The organism is Streptomyces phaeofaciens (genome assembly GCF_014648915.1).
GTDB classification, from domain to species: domain Bacteria; phylum Actinomycetota; class Actinomycetes; order Streptomycetales; family Streptomycetaceae; genus Streptomyces; species Streptomyces phaeofaciens.
Genome location: NZ_BMSA01000021.1, coordinates 167,569 through 181,929, shown reverse-complemented (window position 1 = coordinate 181,929; position 14,361 = coordinate 167,569). Strand labels below are relative to the sequence as shown.

Here is a 14,361-nt window from a genome sequence, read left to right as displayed (position 1 = left end):
GGTGTCCGCCATGACCGAGACAACCGCAAGAGCCGCCGTGGCCGACCCGCCGACCGACACGGTGGTCCTGCCCCCGGCGCTGCCGGGCGCCGCTCCCGCCGCGCTGGAGGCGCGTGCCGTCTCCGCCTGGTTCGGCAGCCATCAGGTGCTCAGCCGGGTCTCGCTGACCATGCCCGCCGGCGCGGTCACCGCGCTCATCGGCCCGTCCGGCTGCGGCAAGTCGACGTTCCTGCGCACGCTGAACCGGATGCACGAGCTGATCCCGGCCGCCCGGTTCGGCGGCGAGGTGTTCTTCGACGGCGAGGACGTCTACGACCCGTCCTGGCGGCTCACCGACGCCCGGCGCAGGATCGGCATGGTCTTCCAGAAGCCGAACCCGTTCCCCGCCATGTCGATCTACGACAACGTGGTGGCCGGCCTGCGGCTGACGGGCACACGGGTGAACCGCCGCGAGAAGGACGTCCTGGTGGAGGAGTCGCTCTCCCGGGCCGGCCTGTGGAAAGAGGTCAAGGACCGCCTGCGCCAGCCCGGCGGCGCGCTCTCCGGCGGCCAGCAGCAGCGCCTGTGCATCGCCCGGGCACTGGCCGTACGGCCCCGGGTGCTGCTGATGGACGAGCCCTGCTCGGCGCTCGACCCGACCTCGACCCGCCGCGTGGAGGAGACCATCCACGAACTGGCCGGACAGGTCACGGTCGTGATCGTCACCCACAACATGCAGCAGGCGGCCCGGGTCTCCCGGCAGTGCGCGTTCTTCCTCGCCGAGCAGGGCACCCCGGGAGGCATCGTCGAGGCCGGCGCCACGAGCGACATCTTCGGCACCCCCAAGGACAGCCGGACGGCGGACTATGTGGCGGGCCGCTTCGGCTGAGCAGGGCGACCGGGGTCCGGAATGCGATGGTTCGGACGGGCTCGTACCGTGAAGGGGCCCACATCCCAGAGCACTGGAAGGCGGCCCCCCATGGCCACTGCTTCTGACGCACCCGTCCTCGACACCCTCGCCGCCATGACCGTCGACTCGCTCGAACGGTGCGGCCTGGACGACGAGACCCTGATCATCAGCCGGCTCGCCGCGCTCGTGGCGATGGACGCCCCCGCGGTCTCGTACCTGGCCCACATCGATCCCGCGATCAAGGCCGGTATGACGGTCGAGCGGCTCCAGGACGTACTCGTCGCGATCGCCCCCGTGGTGGGCACCGCACGCGTCATGTCGGCCGCCGGCCACCTCGCCGAGGCGTTCGGCTTCGCCATCGCGCTGGCCGAGAACGAGGCCGAGGCCATCGCGCGGGCGGAGAAGCAGAGCCGCGGCAAGTCCTGATCCGACGCGTACGAAGGAACCCCGGGCCGAGGCGGCCCGGGGTTCCTTCGCGGACGTCCCGCTCACCCGGTCCGAGCCCGCCGCGCCAGGTACTTGCCGAGTTCCCACAGGATCAGCAGGACCAGCGCGGACAGCAGGGCCCAGCCGAACTGGCGCAGGTCGATCTCGGTGGTGCCGAGGATGTGCTGGAAGCCGTCCAGCTGGGTCACCAGCGCGGCGAGCACGAACTGGGCCAGGGCCACCCAGTTCATCTGCTTGCTGTCGAAGGTGGCCGGGGTCAGCACCGAGTCGGTCTCGCTGCGGCACTCGAAGGCGGCGACGATCAGACAGAGCGAGAACGCCGTGAACGCCATCGACTGGCCGACCGCCTCGTCGTCGTAGCGCGAGGTGCCCAGCTCGATCAGGCCCAGCAGGATCACCGTGATCGCCAGTCCGGCGAGGCCGACCGTCACCATGACGGGCCGGGTGAGCACCGACTCGCCGCGTGGGCGCGGCCTGCGCCGCATCAGACCGGCGCTCTCCTGGTCGAAGCCGAGCGCGAAGCCGAACGAGGCGTTGACGACGAAGTGGATCCACAGCACCTGCGGCGGTGTGAAGGGTTCTCCGGCCGCGATGTTGAAGACGGTCGCGCCGAGGAACGTCAGCACGAAGGTGACGAGCAGCAGCAGCACGAACCGGATGTACTTGGTGAGGTTGTCGTAGATCTTCCGGCCCTGCTCGACGGCGTAGACGATCGTCGCGAAGTTGTCGTCGGAGAGGATCATGCGGCCGGCGTTCTTCGCCACGTCCGTGCCGCTGCCCATGGCGATGCCGATGTCGGCGGCCTTGATGGCGGGGGCGTCGTTGACGCCGTCGCCGGTCATGGCCACCACATGCCCCTTCTTCTTGAGCAGGTCGGCCAGCAGCACCTTGTGCTCCGGAGCGACCCGTCCGACGACGCCGATGTCGTCGATCCGGGCCAGCTGCTCCGGCTCCGGGAGCGCGGCGAAGTCGGCGCCGAGCACGGCCTCGCCGGGGATGCCGAGCTGGCGGGCGATGGCGGCACCCGTCGTGACGTCGTCCCCGGTCACCATACGGACCCTGATGTGGGCCTCCTGGGCGCTCGCCACGGCGGCCTTGGACTCGGCGCGCGGCGGGTCGACCATGCCGACCAGGCTGGTCATCCGCAGGTCGGTGACGAGGCCGAGCAGATCGCCGTCCGGGTCGAAGCCGTCCGGGTCCAGATCGCGGACGGCGGCGGCCATCACCCGGCGGCCCTCGCCGCCCATGCGCTCGGTCTCCTCCCGTGCGCGCCGGCTCAGTTCCTCCGCCCAGGGCACGCTCTCACCGGCCGCGAGGGCGGTGGCCGCGCGGGCCGTGACCGCCGGGACGGCTCCCTTGACGAAGCAGCGCACCACGGGCCGGCCGGCCGCGTCGACGGCCGAGTGGAAGGTCGCCATCAGCTTGTACGTCGGGTCGAACGGCAGCGTGGCCAGTTTCGGGAACCCCTCCCGGGTGGCGTCGATGTCCAGGCCGGCCTTGTGGCCGAGGACGAGCAGGGCACCCTCGGTGGGGTCGCCCACCACGGCGCCGTCGACGAGTTGCGCGTCGCTGGCGACGACGTACGGCAGGATCGCGTCCTCCACCCCCGCCGAGCGGCCGGCGGCGTGGTGGATCCGGCCGTCGAGGCCGTAGCCGGTGCCCGAGACGGTGTAGCGGTCGGTGGGGGTGAGCACCTCGACGACGGTCACCTGGTTCATCGTCAGCGTGCCGGTCTTGTCCGAGTTGATCGCCGAGGTGAACGCCAGCGTCTCGACCGAGGGCAGCTCCTTCACGATCGCGCTGCGTTGCGCCAGATTGAGGCTGCCGACGGACAGGATCGCCTGGGTCACCGTCGGCAGGGCCTCCGGGATGGCCGCGATGGCGAGCGAGACGGCGCTCACGAACAGCGCGTCCCAGGCCTGGTCGCGGCTGCGGCCCATGGCGAACATGACGATCATGGTGAGTCCGGCGGCGGCCGTGATCCACACGGTGAGGGTGTTGAGCTGGCGGGTGAGCGGCGGCTCCTCCTTGGCGGTGGCGGACAGCATCCCGGCGATCCGGCCCAGCTCGGTGTCCGCCCCGGTGGCCGTGACGACGAGGACGGCACTGCCGTGCGTCACCGGGGAGTTCATGAACGCCATGTTCGTCTGGTCGCCGGGTCCCGGGGTGTCCGTCGCGGCCGCCAGCGGCTCGGCGCCCTTCGCGGCGGGCACGCTCTCCCCGGTGAGCGCCGACTCGTCGATCTGCAGGGCGTTGGCCTCGATGATCCGGCCGTCCGCCGGCACCTGGTCGCCCGCCGCGACGAGCACGATGTCGCCCGCGACGAGCCCCTCGGCCCCGATCTCCGACTCGGTGCCGTCCCTGCGCACGCGCGCGGTCGCCTTCATCATCGACTTCAGGGCGTTCATGGCGCTCTCCGCCTTGCCCTCCTGGCGCAGTCCGACGACCGCGTTCAGCAGGGTCAGCGCGGCCAGCAGGATCGCCGTGCTCCACTCCTGGATGGCGAGCGAGACGATCGCCGCGCCCACCAGCACGATCTGCATATAGCTGCGGTACTGGTCGAGGAAGCGCCGCCAGGTGGGCGGCGGCTGTTCCTCGGGCAGCGCGTTCGGCCCGTGCGCGGCCAGCAGCTCGGCCGCCTTCGCCGCCGGCAGGCCGGCCGCCGGATCGACCCCGAGGGCCGCCGTCACGTCCTGCGGGGTGCGGGCGTACCAGTCCGGCCGCTCGGGCCGCGGCGTGGCCATGCCCTAGCTCCCGGCCCGCTCGTGCCGGGCCTCGTACGGATCGGCCGCGGAGCCCTCGGGTGCCTCGGCCTCCAGCTCCCGCTTGGCGACGAGCAGGTCCTTCCTGGCGTCGGCCGAGACCGTGGGGTACTGGGGGTCGATGTCCATCAGCGTGTGGGCGAGCACGGCCGCCGTGCAGATCCGCGCGAACCATTTGCGGTCCGCCGGTACGACGTACCAGGGCGCCCACTTGGTGCTGGTGGCGGAGAGCATCTCGGAGAAGGCGGCCTGGTACTCGTCCCAGTGCCGGCGTTCCCGGACGTCGGCTGCCGAGAACTTCCAGTTCTTCTCCGGCAGGTCGATCCGCTTCATGAAGCGGGTGCGCTGCTCCTCCTTGGAGAGGTTCAGGAAGACTTTGACGACTTTGATCCCGTTGCCGGTCAGATAGCGCTCCCAGTCGTTGATGTCCCGGTAGCGGCGGTCCCAGATCTTCGCCGTCCGCACGCTGTCCGGCAGCCGCTGCCGGTCGAGCACCTCGGGGTGGACCCGGACGACGAGGACCTCCTCGTAGTGCGACCGGTTGAAGATCGCGATGTCTCCGCGGCCGGGCAGCCGGGCGGCGTAGCGCCACAGGTAGTCGTGGCTGAGTTCCTCGCTGGAGGGCACCTTGAAGCTGCTGACCCGTACGCCCTGGGGGTTCACTCCGCTCATGACGTGCCGGATCGTGCCGTCCTTGCCGCCGGCGTCGAGCGCCTGGAGGCAGAGCAGGACGCCGTACGTGTCCTGCGCGGCGAGCCGTTGCTGGTACTCGGCGAGCAGGGTCACGCCACTGCGGAGCAGTTCGACGCCGTCCTTCTTCTTGATGTGGGCCTTGTACCGGGGATCGAAGTCCCTGGCCAGGTCCACCTCGGAGCCCGGCTTCACGCGCAGGGGCGCGATGAGCCGTGCGATGCGTTCGGCCCTGCTGTCCGCCATGGCGGGCCACCCTTCTCCCGGAGCAGGTATCCGTCTCCCGGGTCACGTCTCCGGTGAGGTCTAGGGCAGGGCGGCCACGGACCCCTCGCGGGGGCCGGTGGGGGTCTTGGGGTTTTCGGGGACCGTGGGCGGCCCGGCGTCGAGCGCGGCCCTGGCCCGCCGTTCGACCAGGATCGGTACGAAGGCCCGGATCCTGGCTTCCTTGAACATCTCGTAGGCGTCCAGGACCGCCGCCTCCACGGTGGCCGCGTCGGCCGAGCCGTAGGCCAGGCGGAGGCGGCCCACCAGGTCCTGGAGGGCGTCGAGTTCGTCCTGCCGGGTCACCGACCGCATGGCTTCCTCGACTCTCCCGGGCTCGCGTTCCCGCGGCGGCCCGTCACCCTGAAGCGAGTCCGCCACCCACATTCTGCGACCGCCCCCTCAAGATCGCCCGCCGGGCGGCCGGGGCAGCCGGGGCAGGGGGCCGGCGGGCCTCGGGTACGGCCTCAGGACCGGCCTCGGGCCGCCTTCAGGAACGCCGTGATCAGGGCGGGGTCCTTGACGCCGCGGCTCTGTTCCACGCCGCTGGACACGTCGACGCCCCAGGGGTGGGCGGCGTCGAGCGCGGCCCGTACGTTGTCCGGGGTGAGGCCGCCGGCCAGCAGCCACTTCTGTCCGGGGGCGGGGGCGGGCCCGCCGGCCCAGTCCCAGGCGACGCCGGAACCCGGCACGGGGGCGTCGAGGAGCAGCAGGTCCTCGCCCATCTCCCCGCAGCGCGGCATCGTGTCGCCGTACGCCGCCGCGCGGATCAGCGTCCAGCCGCCCGCCGTCAGGTCGTCGTAGTACTCGCGGCCCTCCGAGCCGTGCAGCTGGACGGCCCGGATGCCCGCCTCGGTCGCCACGGACCGCACCTCGGGCAGGGGTTCGTCACGGAAGACGCCGACCGTCAGCACATGGTCCGGCACCCGCCGGCACAGCCGCGCGGCCGTCGCGGCGTCGATCCGCCGCGGGCTGGCCGAGAAGACGAACCCGACGGCATCGGCACCGGCCTCGACGGCGGTGTCGACGTCCCGCTCGGTCTTCAGCCCGCAGATCTTGACGAAGAGGTGATCACTGGAGTCGCTCACGGCTCCAGCCTGCCCTATCGAGGCGGGCGAGCGGGATGACCGGCCGGCTCACCGACCTCCGCTATGACGATCGTTATAGCGGGGCGGTACGCTCTCCCCCACCCACCTCTATAACGAGTGTCATAGGAGGCAGTCATGACCGTCATCACCGTCCACGCCCCGAAGGGCCGGCTGAGCCGGGAGCGGCGTGCCGAGCTGGCCGAGTCGCTGACGGACGCGGTGCTGGTGCCCGAGGTCGGACAGTTCGCGCCGGCGGCGCGCGCCGGATTCCAGGTGCACTTCGTGGAGCGGGAGCCGGACATGATGGCCGTCGGCGGCCGGCTGCTCGCCGACGCCGGGCAGGATCCCGACGTCATGGTGATCGATGTGACGGTCATGGACGGCGACTGGCGCCGGGAGGTGCGGGCCGAGGTCATCGAACGGGTGCTGGCCGCGATGGCCCGGGCCTGCGGGCGAACGGAACCCTCGCCTGCCTGGTGGGTCACCTTCCGGGTCGTCGACGAGGGCAGCTGGGGCTCGCGCGGCGGGGTGCTGTCCGTCCTCTCCCTCCTCGGCACCGGCGTGTTCACCGAGGAGAAGGCCGAGGCCGTCCGCACCGCACTCGGCGCCTGAGCGGTGCGCCGCGGCCGGCCCGCCCGGCCCGCACCGGAACCCGTAGGCGGTTACGTAGTTCTACCGATGTGAGCCGTTCCCGTCCGTCGGTACGGTCCGGGCAGACGCCGTCACCGCGCGTCGGCACCCGTGCGTCGGCGTCGCCCGCGCGTCGCACCTTTGTTCTGGGGGGTCCGTGCTCGGCTGTCTGGCTGTGCTGCTGTTCCTCGTCCTCGTCGGCGAGTTCCTGGTCCTCCCGGTCTGGATGCACGACCTGCTGGCGGCGCAGACACCCCCGCAGGAACTCGGGGTCGGCGAGAGCGCGCTGCTGGCCCTGATCTCCCTGCTGACCGCGACGGTGGTCGTGTGGTCCGCGGGCCGCCGCCGGGCGGGGCAAGGGTGGGCGACCGTCGGACGGGGGGCGCTGCTCGTCGTGCTCTGTGTCGCCGAGGCCCTGTGGCTGCGGCAGAAGACGGGCACCGACAACTGGAGCCTGCTGGCCTCCGCCGAGAGCCTGACGGCGGGCGGGACCGCCCTCGTCTTCCGGCGACTGCTGCGCCGCTGGGAACGCGGCCGCCCGCTGCCCGGCGAGGTCTGGCTCGCGATGGTGCCGTTCCGGGAGCGGGACGAGGAGGACCGGCACTACTGCGTGGTCGTCGGCCGCGGTCCGGGACACGCCCGGGTCCTCCAGATCACCTCGCAGAACAAGGACGGCCGGTCCGGATTCGTCCGGATCCCCAACGGCCGCTGGGACGTCCGCTCCGGCAAGGACCACTGGATGGAGCTGGGGCCGGTGCCGCGCGAGGTGCCGTACGGGAAGTTCCTCAAGAACGTCCCGCAGGGGCCGTGCCCGCGCTCCACCTGGCGGCAGATCCGGGCCGGCTATCCGGAGCGGGACGTCCGCCACCTGGTCCTGACCGGGGTCCGCCGGGTCCGCGACCGGATCGCCCGGCTGCGGGCCGAGCGCTCCTCGGCGTGACATCACACCGGTCGCGCCCCGGTGCGCCGTCGCCTCCCCGGCGGGAGTCGAAGACCCCGCCGGGGAGGCGAACCGGTCTTCCTACAGCGTGACCCGGCTGCCCCCGAGGGTCACCACCAGGCGGCCGTCCGAGGCGAACGACCAGCCCAGGGCACCGGAGTACGCGGCGCACCGGGAGCCGTTGGAGCCGGTCCAGAACTGGTTGGTGCTGTCGGCGTCACCGATGGTCTTGTCGTTCGACCCGCTCACGGAGAACCGGCAGGACGTGTTGGTCCGGAACACCGAGGTCCCCGCGTCCCACGAGTAGTTGCGCTGCGCGTTGTCGATGCTCAGGTTGTTCGAGACGGCCATGGAGCCCGGGTTGCTGTTGTACGTGAACCCGTGCTTGCCGTTGTGGAAGGCGATGCTGCGCCGCACCACGTGGTTGACGGCGATGTCGTCGCCGCCGAGCTTGTAGCCGTTGCGGTCGCCGTTGGAGTTCACGGTGCCGTCGGAGAGGGTGCCGTTGTCGTAGGAGAGGGAGTCCTCGATGGTGACCGGGCCGATCGCGCCGGTGTCGGTCTTGGTGTAGAGGTCCCAGCCGTCGTCGATGTTGTTGTGCGACACCGCGTACCGGAAGACGTTCCCGGTGCCGGTGGTGAGCTTCGCGGCGAAGCCGTCCGCGTCCTCGCCGTCGGAGTCGGCGTTGTCGTGCGACTCGGCGCTCAGGATCAGGTTGTCGGAGGGCCAGTCGGCGGTGGCCGTGGAGGAGGCGATCCGGCCCAGCTGGAGCCCGGTGTCCCGGTTGTAGCGGGTGATCGTGCGCTCGATGATGTTGTGACTGCCGCCGACGTAGATGCCGTTGTCACCGGCGCGTTCGACGACGACGCCGAGGACGCGCCAGTACGAGCCGAAGAGCTGGAGTCCCCGGTTGGAGGAACTCTCGCTCTGTGCCGAGAAGTTGAGGACCGGGGTCTCGCCGGGGTAGGCGGACAGGGTGGTCCGGGCGGAGGAAGTCCCGTTGTTCGTCTGCGGGATGGTGATCGTCGACGTGTGGTTGTACGTCCCGCCCCGCAGGTAGATCGTGCCGCCCGCGGTGACCCGGCCGATCGCCGAGGTGAGGGTGGTCGGGGCGGAGGAGGTGCCGGCCGCGCTGTCGGTGCCGCTGGGCGACACGTAGATCGCTCCGCCGGCGGGGGGTGTGGTGCCGTCGGTGGTCGTCGCCTCGGCGTAGTCGACGTTGGGCAGGCCCTCGGCCGTGGTGGGGTTGAGCCGGACGGTGTTGCTGCCCGCGTTGAGCGACACGGTGAGCGTCTTGGTGACCCAGGTCGACCAGGCGCCGGTGGCCTCGAAGGACGGCGTCTGCACGGTCGTACCGTTGACGACGAGGGAGGCCGGACGGGCGGTCGTGGTGCCGTTGGCGAAGCGGACGTTCAGTGCGGCCGTGCCGGCGGTGGCCGCGTTCACGGTGAACTGGGCGTATCCGCCGGTGGAGTTGGTGCCGTTGCAGAATCCGGTGCCGGAGTAGCCGGTCCAGTCGGAGTCGATGGTGCCGGTGCAGACCGCGGGCGAGGCCTCGGCCTCGTAGCGGACGGTCGCAGCCTCGGCCGTGGTGCCGGTCAGGGCGACGAGGGCGCCTGCCAGCAGGCCGGCGCTCGCGACGGCGGGTCTCAGAAGCATCGTGGTTCTCCATCTCCAGGACGGTGCGGGGCGTCTGCCAGAGCTTGGAAAGCGCTTTCTCCCCCGGGAAGCTAGGGGGCTCCGCCTGGGCGGGTCAAGAGACTCGTACTTGATTTCTGTTCACATGGATAAACAAGCGGGGGAAAATGACGGGCGGGCGACCCGATCAGGGCCCGTCACCGCCCTTTCAGCTACACGATCGTCCCCGTGTATGAACCAGCGGCGTGATCAGGACGAGGCCCGAGCCGCCGCCTGCTCCCCCGCCCCGTCCGCCGTCCGGGCGCGCGGGGGCGGCAACCGGAACAGGCCTCCCAGCCTGCGCAGCGCCTCGCCGTCGCCGGACGCCGACGCGGCACCGGTCTCGATCGCCTCGGCCCAGGTGAGGCCCTGCCCGGTCAGGCCGAGGAACGCCTCCGTGCCGATCGTGACGGTCGCGTCCGGGTGCTGGGCCGGTCCGTGCAGCGCCTCGACCGTGCCGTCGTCGATCCGGGCGTGGAAGATCTCGTCGTCGATGCGGAACTCGTACACCGCGCGGAGTCCCGCGGCGGCCTCCGGCTCGAAGCAGGCCCGCAGGCCGAGCACGGCCCAGCCCGGGTGGAAGATCTCGGTCTCGCGCGGTGCGCCCATCGCCCACTTCAGTCCCCACCGGGCCAGCTCCAGGATCGCCGGTCCGAGTTCCTCGCCGGCCTCGGTGAGGGCGTAGGCGGGGGTCCGGGCGGGCGGGGGAAGCGTGATCTTGTGCGCCAGCCCCTCGCGTTCCAGATGCTTCAGGCGGGCGGCCAGCAGCCCGGTGCCGAGGCCCCGCAGGCTCGTCTGAAGGTCGCCGAAGCGCTTGGGCCCGGTCAGCAGCTCGCGGATCAGCAGCAGCGTCCAGCGCTCGCCGACGAGGTCGAGGGTGCGCGCGGTGGCGCAGTACTGGTTGTACGTTCGCTGTTCCACTTCATCACTTTAGACTCGGCGCTTCCCCTTCTTGAACGATGAAGCCTCCATGAGCAGCCGGGCGAGCGGCTCGGGCCGGGTGAGCATCACGTCGTGCGGGCCGTCCAGCGGGTGCGTCCGGTATCCGACGGCCTCGCCGAGCCGGTCGAACGGGTAGGTCTGCGGCGTGCAGTGGACGGCCGTTCCGGGAATCCGGTCGACGGCCCCGGTCAGGCGGGTGCGCTCGGTGAACGTGCGCAGCGGCTGGGGGAGCAGGCGCGCGGCGAGCCAGGCCGCGTCGTCGGAGTCCACGACACCGAACGCCGCCGGGGGTGGGGCCGGGATCCGTCGTCCGTCCCCGAACGCCCCGGCGGCCGTGCGGGCCGCGTCGACGAGGGCGGCGGGGGCCAGGCCGAACAGGCCTGCGCCGTCGGGCCCGGCCCATCCGTCCACGAGGACGATGTGGTTGACGGCGTCGGGCCGCTGGTCGGCCGCCTCCCGGACGACCAGGCCCGCGTAACTGTGTCCGACCAGGACGAGCTCCTCCTCTTCCGGGACGGTGTCGAGGGCGGCGACGACCGTCCTGGCGTCGTCGTGGAGGCCGCGGTCCCCGGCGGTGGCCAGGTCCGGGGTGAGCGTGCGCGCCCCAAAGGCGTGCAGCAGCGGCACGAGCCGGTCCCAGGCCCATGGGCCGTGCCAGGCCCCGGGGACGAGTACGAACGTGGTCATGGGTGCCGCTCCTCGCGCAGCAGGGGCAGGACCTGGTCGGCGAATTCCTCCAGGCCCGCCTCGTGGTCGTCGGTCGCCAGGCGGATCACGAGATGGCGGGCGCCGGCCGCGGCGTAGCCGGCCAGCCAGTCGGCGGCCTGGCGTGCGGTGCCGGCGAACATGGCCTGGATCGGCGCGACGAGGTCGAACGGCGCGTCGTAGTAGCGCTCGACGCTCGCCCGCAGGCGCCGGTGCGCCGTGTGCGGGTCCCGGTCCAGGCAGAGCGTCGCGTACAGGGCTGGGGTGACCGGGCGGGGTGCGGCCGCCCGCTCGACGAGCCGGTGTTCCTCCGCGTACGTCGTCGCCTCGGGCGGGTAGGGGAGCCAGCCGTCGGCGAGGCGGGCCACGCGCCGCAGCGCCGGTGCGCCGCTTCCGGCGAGCCAGACGGGTGGCCCTCCCGGGCGGGACGGCGGGGGCGCGATCCGCACGTCCTCGAAGGCGAAGTGCTCGCCCCGGTGGGACACCGTCCTTCCCGACCAGAGCCGTCGCATGACGTCGATCGACTCCTCCAGGCGGCTGGTGCGGCGCGCGAATCCGATGCCGATCGACGTGAACTGGGCCCGGGTGGCCGGGTTGGGGAACCCGCCGCCCATGCCCGCGATCAGCCGTCCGTCCGACAGCCGGTCGAGGGTGGCGAGCTGGTGCGCCAGCAGGATCGGGTGGCGCAGCGCCGGCAGGAGTACCGCCGTGCCGAGCGCGACCCGTTCGGTGGCCCGGGCCACGGCGGCCAACAGCAGCAGGGGGTCCGCGCGCGGCCGGGTCACGGGACTGTCGCCGGCCCAGACCGAGTCCAGGCCCAGTTCCTCCGCACGCCGTGCCTGGACGGCGAGTTTCCCCGGGTCGTGCTCACCCCGAACGGACTGATCGCGTGTCGGCAGCAGGTAGCCGACCTCCAGCTTCCCCAACGTCCCTCCCGGCCGTCGTGAGGCTCCCGACCCTAGCGCTTGACTTCTTGTTTTTGAAGTGGAAGGTTCGAATTACGGTAGCTAGCAAAGGAGTTCAGGATGTCCAAGGCGCTCTACACGGCGCAGGCACACGTCGACGGCGGCAGGAACGGCCGCGGCCGCACGTCCGACGGACGGCTGGATCTGGACCTGCGGCAGCCCAAGGAGTTGGGCGGGGACGGTGAGGGCTCGAACCCCGAGCAGCTCTTCGCGATCGGGTACGCGGCCTGCTTCGGTACGACGCTCGCCCTGATCGGGCAGCGCGGCGGCCTCACGGCCGACGACGCGGAGATCGACTCGTCGGTCTCGCTGATCCCGGTCGACGGCGGCCGCTTCACGCTCGGCGTCGAGCTGCGGATCTCGCTTCCCTCGATCGCCGACGCGCAGGCGGCCGAACTGGCCAGGACGGCCCACCAGGTCTGCCCGTACTCCCGGGCCACGCGCGACAACATCGACGTGGCCCTGGTGGTCAACGGCACCAGGCTGTGACACCGGCCCCGCTCTCCGCCGACGAAGGGGAGCGGGGCCGGGCCCCTCGACGAGGGGGCGCGTGGACAGGGGGTGCTACGGGCGGGTGTCGGCCCCCGCGCGGTACCCGGAGACCGACGGCCAGCGGACCGTCAGGACGACGGACTCATCCTCCGCGTACCAGGAGTGGTCGACGCCCCGGCCCCACACCACGTAGTCGCCCTGCTCGGCCAGGACGACGCTGCGTCCGGGCAGCTCCACCCGGAAGCGCCCGCTGACGAGGACCAGCAGGGCGGTGCGTTCCTCGCCGGTCACCCACTCGGCGCGCTCGTCACCGCGTGGATGGACGCCCCACTTGATCTCGACGTCCTCGCTGTGCCGGGGATCGGCCGGGTCCTTGAAGTGGCCGAGCAGCCAACCCCGGTCCAGGGCCGCGTCCTTGCCCGCGTTGCCGATGTACACCGTGTCGCTCATGGACCCGGAACGTAGCACCCGCCGCCGGCCCGCCCGAGCGAGCCCAGTTCGTGGAGGAACGCCTCCGCCAGCAGTTCGGCGTCCTCGTCGCCCGAGTTGGTGGTGACGCTCAGGGTGTGGCCGCCCGCGCAGGCGCCCAGGGCGAAGGTGACCGTGTCGGCCGGCGGGATCATGGGCACGAGGCTGATGCTGCGCAGCCGGCGCCCGGCGAGCGTCCGGCCGGTCTCGCGCAGATGGACGTAGGAACAGGCGGCGGGGGCGTACTCGGCGGCGAAGAGACGCCCCCGGGCCAGGGCCTGGCCGGCGGCCGGAAGGGCCGAGAAGGCGCCCTCGACCAGCCGCTCGGCCGGGTTGCGGCGCCGGGTCACGGTGGTCAGCAGTCCGGTGCAGGCGGCGAGCCGGGCCGCCGGGTCCGCCAGCGTCACGGGGGCGGGGACACGGACGTTCATGAAGGCGTTGCCGAGGAAGTCGTCGTGGCCGGGCGGACGTCCGTCGACGGGGACGGAGAGCCAGACCCGGCCGGAGGGGTCCGTCCCGGCGTCCGCCGCGGTCAGCAGACAGGACCGCAGGACACCCGAGACGGCGGCCAGGAACACCTCGTTGGTGGTCACCGCCCGCCCGCCCCCGGCCCGGCGCGCCGCCCGCACCTCCTCATGGGGCAGCCGTACGACGGTGTACGCCGGCCTGCGCTCGCCCTTGCCGGGCAGCGGCACCGGCAGCCCGACGGCGAGCATGCCCGGTCCGCCGACGGCCGTCCGCCGCAGCGCGCCGGGATCCAGGGACGCGGGGACGTCCACGGGCGGCGCACCGTCGAGGAGGGCGCGCAGCAGCGTGGTCAGGGAGCGGCCGTCGAGGAGGCTGTGGTGCATACGGAACAGCAGGGTGAAGTCGCCCTCCGCCGCACCGCGCAGCAGATGGAGGTGCCAGGGCGGCGGGCCGTCCGGGAAGGGCGTGTGGAACCACGCGCGCACCGCCTCGCGCAGGGTGACGTCCTCGCGGCGGATCCGCTCCGCCGGGTCGTGGCCGTCCACCGGCAGCCAGCGGTGCCGGCGCGCGCCCCGCCCGTCGCGGACCAGCCGCTGCGCGAGCCGGGGCACGTCCGCCCAGCGCTCGGTCACCAGATTCCGCAGTTCGCCCGGGGTGGGCGGAGTACCCGTGAAGTCCAGGGCGATCCCGGCGTTGGGCGGGCCGAACGGCCAGCGGGCCATGCCCTCCTCCATGAAGGGCAGTTGCGATCCGGGCATGGGCTGCTCCTGTCGTGGGATCCGGTACCCCAACGGCCCGGTGCCACCGCCGGTCACGCTGTCAACGGACCGCGTTCGAGCCCTCCCCGATGGGATGACCTTTCGGCGTGGGAGGGTCACGGACCGGTCCGGCGGGTCGTTGTGCAGAACCGCGCACTCCAACGCCCCACACAGGA

At 72.3% G+C, this 14,361-nt stretch carries 15 protein-coding genes; 5 read left to right on the top strand and 10 right to left on the bottom strand.

The genetic code is table 11. The annotated features are described in order from the left end of the window. Positions 1-10 precede the first annotated feature (10 nt). Both IE275_RS30835 and IE275_RS30830 read left to right on the top strand, forming a co-directional pair. Positions 11-868 carry a phosphate ABC transporter ATP-binding protein gene (locus tag IE275_RS30835; RefSeq protein WP_189715185.1) on the top strand — a complete coding sequence of 286 codons (858 nt, stop codon included), beginning with the start codon at positions 11-13 and terminating at the stop codon, positions 866-868. Positions 869-958: 90 nt separating this feature from the next. After that, positions 959-1,315, top strand: a complete 357-nt coding sequence (locus IE275_RS30830) for a carboxymuconolactone decarboxylase family protein (protein WP_189715183.1) — start codon at positions 959-961, stop codon at positions 1,313-1,315. Between the two features lie 62 nt (positions 1,316-1,377). Here the strand turns inward: IE275_RS30830 and IE275_RS30825 are convergent, their stop codons facing one another. The 4 genes from IE275_RS30825 to IE275_RS30810 all read right to left on the bottom strand — a co-directional run bounded on the left by IE275_RS30825 (position 1,378) and on the right by IE275_RS30810 (position 6,140). After that, complete coding sequence (locus IE275_RS30825) at positions 1,378-4,080, bottom strand: cation-translocating P-type ATPase (RefSeq protein WP_189715181.1); 2,703 nt, start codon at positions 4,078-4,080, stop codon at positions 1,378-1,380. A 3-nt stretch (positions 4,081-4,083) separates the two neighbouring features. Next, a complete protein-coding gene (locus IE275_RS30820) occupies positions 4,084-5,034 on the bottom strand; it encodes a polyphosphate kinase 2 family protein (protein ID WP_189715179.1) in 951 nt (316 codons plus the stop codon). Between the two features lie 60 nt (positions 5,035-5,094). After that, the gene (locus tag IE275_RS30815; protein ID WP_189715177.1) at positions 5,095-5,367 is read right to left on the bottom strand and encodes a three-helix bundle dimerization domain-containing protein; all 273 of its coding nucleotides are present in this window, start codon (positions 5,365-5,367) and stop codon (positions 5,095-5,097) included. 152 nt (positions 5,368-5,519) lie between these two features. Further along, positions 5,520-6,140 carry a phosphoribosylanthranilate isomerase gene (locus IE275_RS30810; protein WP_229870723.1) on the bottom strand — a complete coding sequence of 207 codons (621 nt, stop codon included), beginning with the start codon at positions 6,138-6,140 and terminating at the stop codon, positions 5,520-5,522. Between the two features lie 135 nt (positions 6,141-6,275). Between IE275_RS30810 and IE275_RS30805 the strand changes: the two genes are divergently transcribed. Next, positions 6,276-6,752, top strand: coding sequence for a tautomerase family protein (locus IE275_RS30805; protein WP_189715175.1), 477 nt, complete (start codon positions 6,276-6,278; stop codon positions 6,750-6,752). 175 nt (positions 6,753-6,927) lie between these two features. Next, positions 6,928-7,710: a hypothetical protein gene (locus IE275_RS30800; protein ID WP_189715173.1), complete on the top strand. Its 783-nt coding sequence runs from the start codon at positions 6,928-6,930 to the stop codon at positions 7,708-7,710. 81 nt (positions 7,711-7,791) lie between these two features. Here IE275_RS30800 and IE275_RS30795 read toward each other — a convergent pair whose 3' ends face one another. From IE275_RS30795 to IE275_RS30780, 4 genes are all read right to left on the bottom strand, one after another. Then, entirely contained in the window at positions 7,792-9,369 is a 1,578-nt protein-coding gene (locus IE275_RS30795; RefSeq protein WP_189715171.1) for a right-handed parallel beta-helix repeat-containing protein, read from the bottom strand. A gap of 228 nt (positions 9,370-9,597) precedes the next feature. Continuing rightward, a complete protein-coding gene (locus tag IE275_RS30790; RefSeq protein WP_189715169.1) occupies positions 9,598-10,308 on the bottom strand; it encodes a winged helix-turn-helix transcriptional regulator in 711 nt (236 codons plus the stop codon). A gap of 9 nt (positions 10,309-10,317) precedes the next feature. Next, complete coding sequence (locus IE275_RS30785; protein ID WP_189715167.1) at positions 10,318-11,016, bottom strand: alpha/beta hydrolase; 699 nt, start codon at positions 11,014-11,016, stop codon at positions 10,318-10,320. Beyond that, the gene (locus tag IE275_RS30780) at positions 11,013-11,960 is read right to left on the bottom strand and encodes an LLM class flavin-dependent oxidoreductase (protein ID WP_189715165.1); all 948 of its coding nucleotides are present in this window, start codon (positions 11,958-11,960) and stop codon (positions 11,013-11,015) included. Before IE275_RS30780 ends, IE275_RS30785 begins: the two co-directional genes overlap by 4 nt. A gap of 99 nt (positions 11,961-12,059) precedes the next feature. Here IE275_RS30780 and IE275_RS30775 point away from each other — a divergent pair, with 99 nt between their 5' ends. Continuing rightward, on the top strand, positions 12,060-12,488 hold the full coding sequence (locus tag IE275_RS30775) for an organic hydroperoxide resistance protein (protein WP_189715162.1): 429 nt from the start codon (positions 12,060-12,062) through the stop codon (positions 12,486-12,488). Positions 12,489-12,563: 75 nt separating this feature from the next. Here IE275_RS30775 and IE275_RS30770 read toward each other — a convergent pair whose 3' ends face one another. Beyond that, entirely contained in the window at positions 12,564-12,941 is a 378-nt protein-coding gene (locus IE275_RS30770; protein ID WP_189715129.1) for a cupin domain-containing protein, read from the bottom strand. Beyond that, positions 12,938-14,185 (bottom strand): wax ester/triacylglycerol synthase domain-containing protein, encoded by a 1,248-nt coding sequence (locus tag IE275_RS30765; protein WP_189715127.1) that lies wholly within the window; start codon positions 14,183-14,185, stop codon positions 12,938-12,940. The genes IE275_RS30770 and IE275_RS30765 overlap by 4 nt, the downstream gene beginning before the upstream one ends. Positions 14,186-14,361: the final 176 nt, after the last annotated feature.

Excerpts from the sequence above, each read along its gene's own strand:
- IE275_RS30825 (WP_189715181.1), bottom strand. The coding sequence starts at position 4,080 with ATGGCCACGCCGCGGCCCGAGCGGCCGGACTGGTACGCCCGCACCCCG.
- IE275_RS30830 (WP_189715183.1), top strand. The coding sequence starts at position 959 with ATGGCCACTGCTTCTGACGCACCCGTCCTCGACACCCTCGCCGCCATG.
- IE275_RS30820 (WP_189715179.1), bottom strand. The coding sequence starts at position 5,034 with ATGGCGGACAGCAGGGCCGAACGCATCGCACGGCTCATCGCGCCCCTG.
- IE275_RS30805 (WP_189715175.1), top strand. The coding sequence starts at position 6,276 with ATGACCGTCATCACCGTCCACGCCCCGAAGGGCCGGCTGAGCCGGGAG.
- IE275_RS30785 (WP_189715167.1), bottom strand. The coding sequence starts at position 11,016 with ATGACCACGTTCGTACTCGTCCCCGGGGCCTGGCACGGCCCATGGGCC.
- IE275_RS30770 (WP_189715129.1), bottom strand. The coding sequence starts at position 12,941 with ATGAGCGACACGGTGTACATCGGCAACGCGGGCAAGGACGCGGCCCTG.
- IE275_RS30765 (WP_189715127.1), bottom strand. The coding sequence starts at position 14,185 with ATGCCCGGATCGCAACTGCCCTTCATGGAGGAGGGCATGGCCCGCTGG.
- IE275_RS30795 (WP_189715171.1), bottom strand. The coding sequence starts at position 9,369 with ATGCTTCTGAGACCCGCCGTCGCGAGCGCCGGCCTGCTGGCAGGCGCC.
- IE275_RS30835 (WP_189715185.1), top strand. The coding sequence starts at position 11 with ATGACCGAGACAACCGCAAGAGCCGCCGTGGCCGACCCGCCGACCGAC.
- IE275_RS30775 (WP_189715162.1), top strand. The coding sequence starts at position 12,060 with ATGTCCAAGGCGCTCTACACGGCGCAGGCACACGTCGACGGCGGCAGG.
- IE275_RS30815 (WP_189715177.1), bottom strand. The coding sequence starts at position 5,367 with ATGCGGTCGGTGACCCGGCAGGACGAACTCGACGCCCTCCAGGACCTG.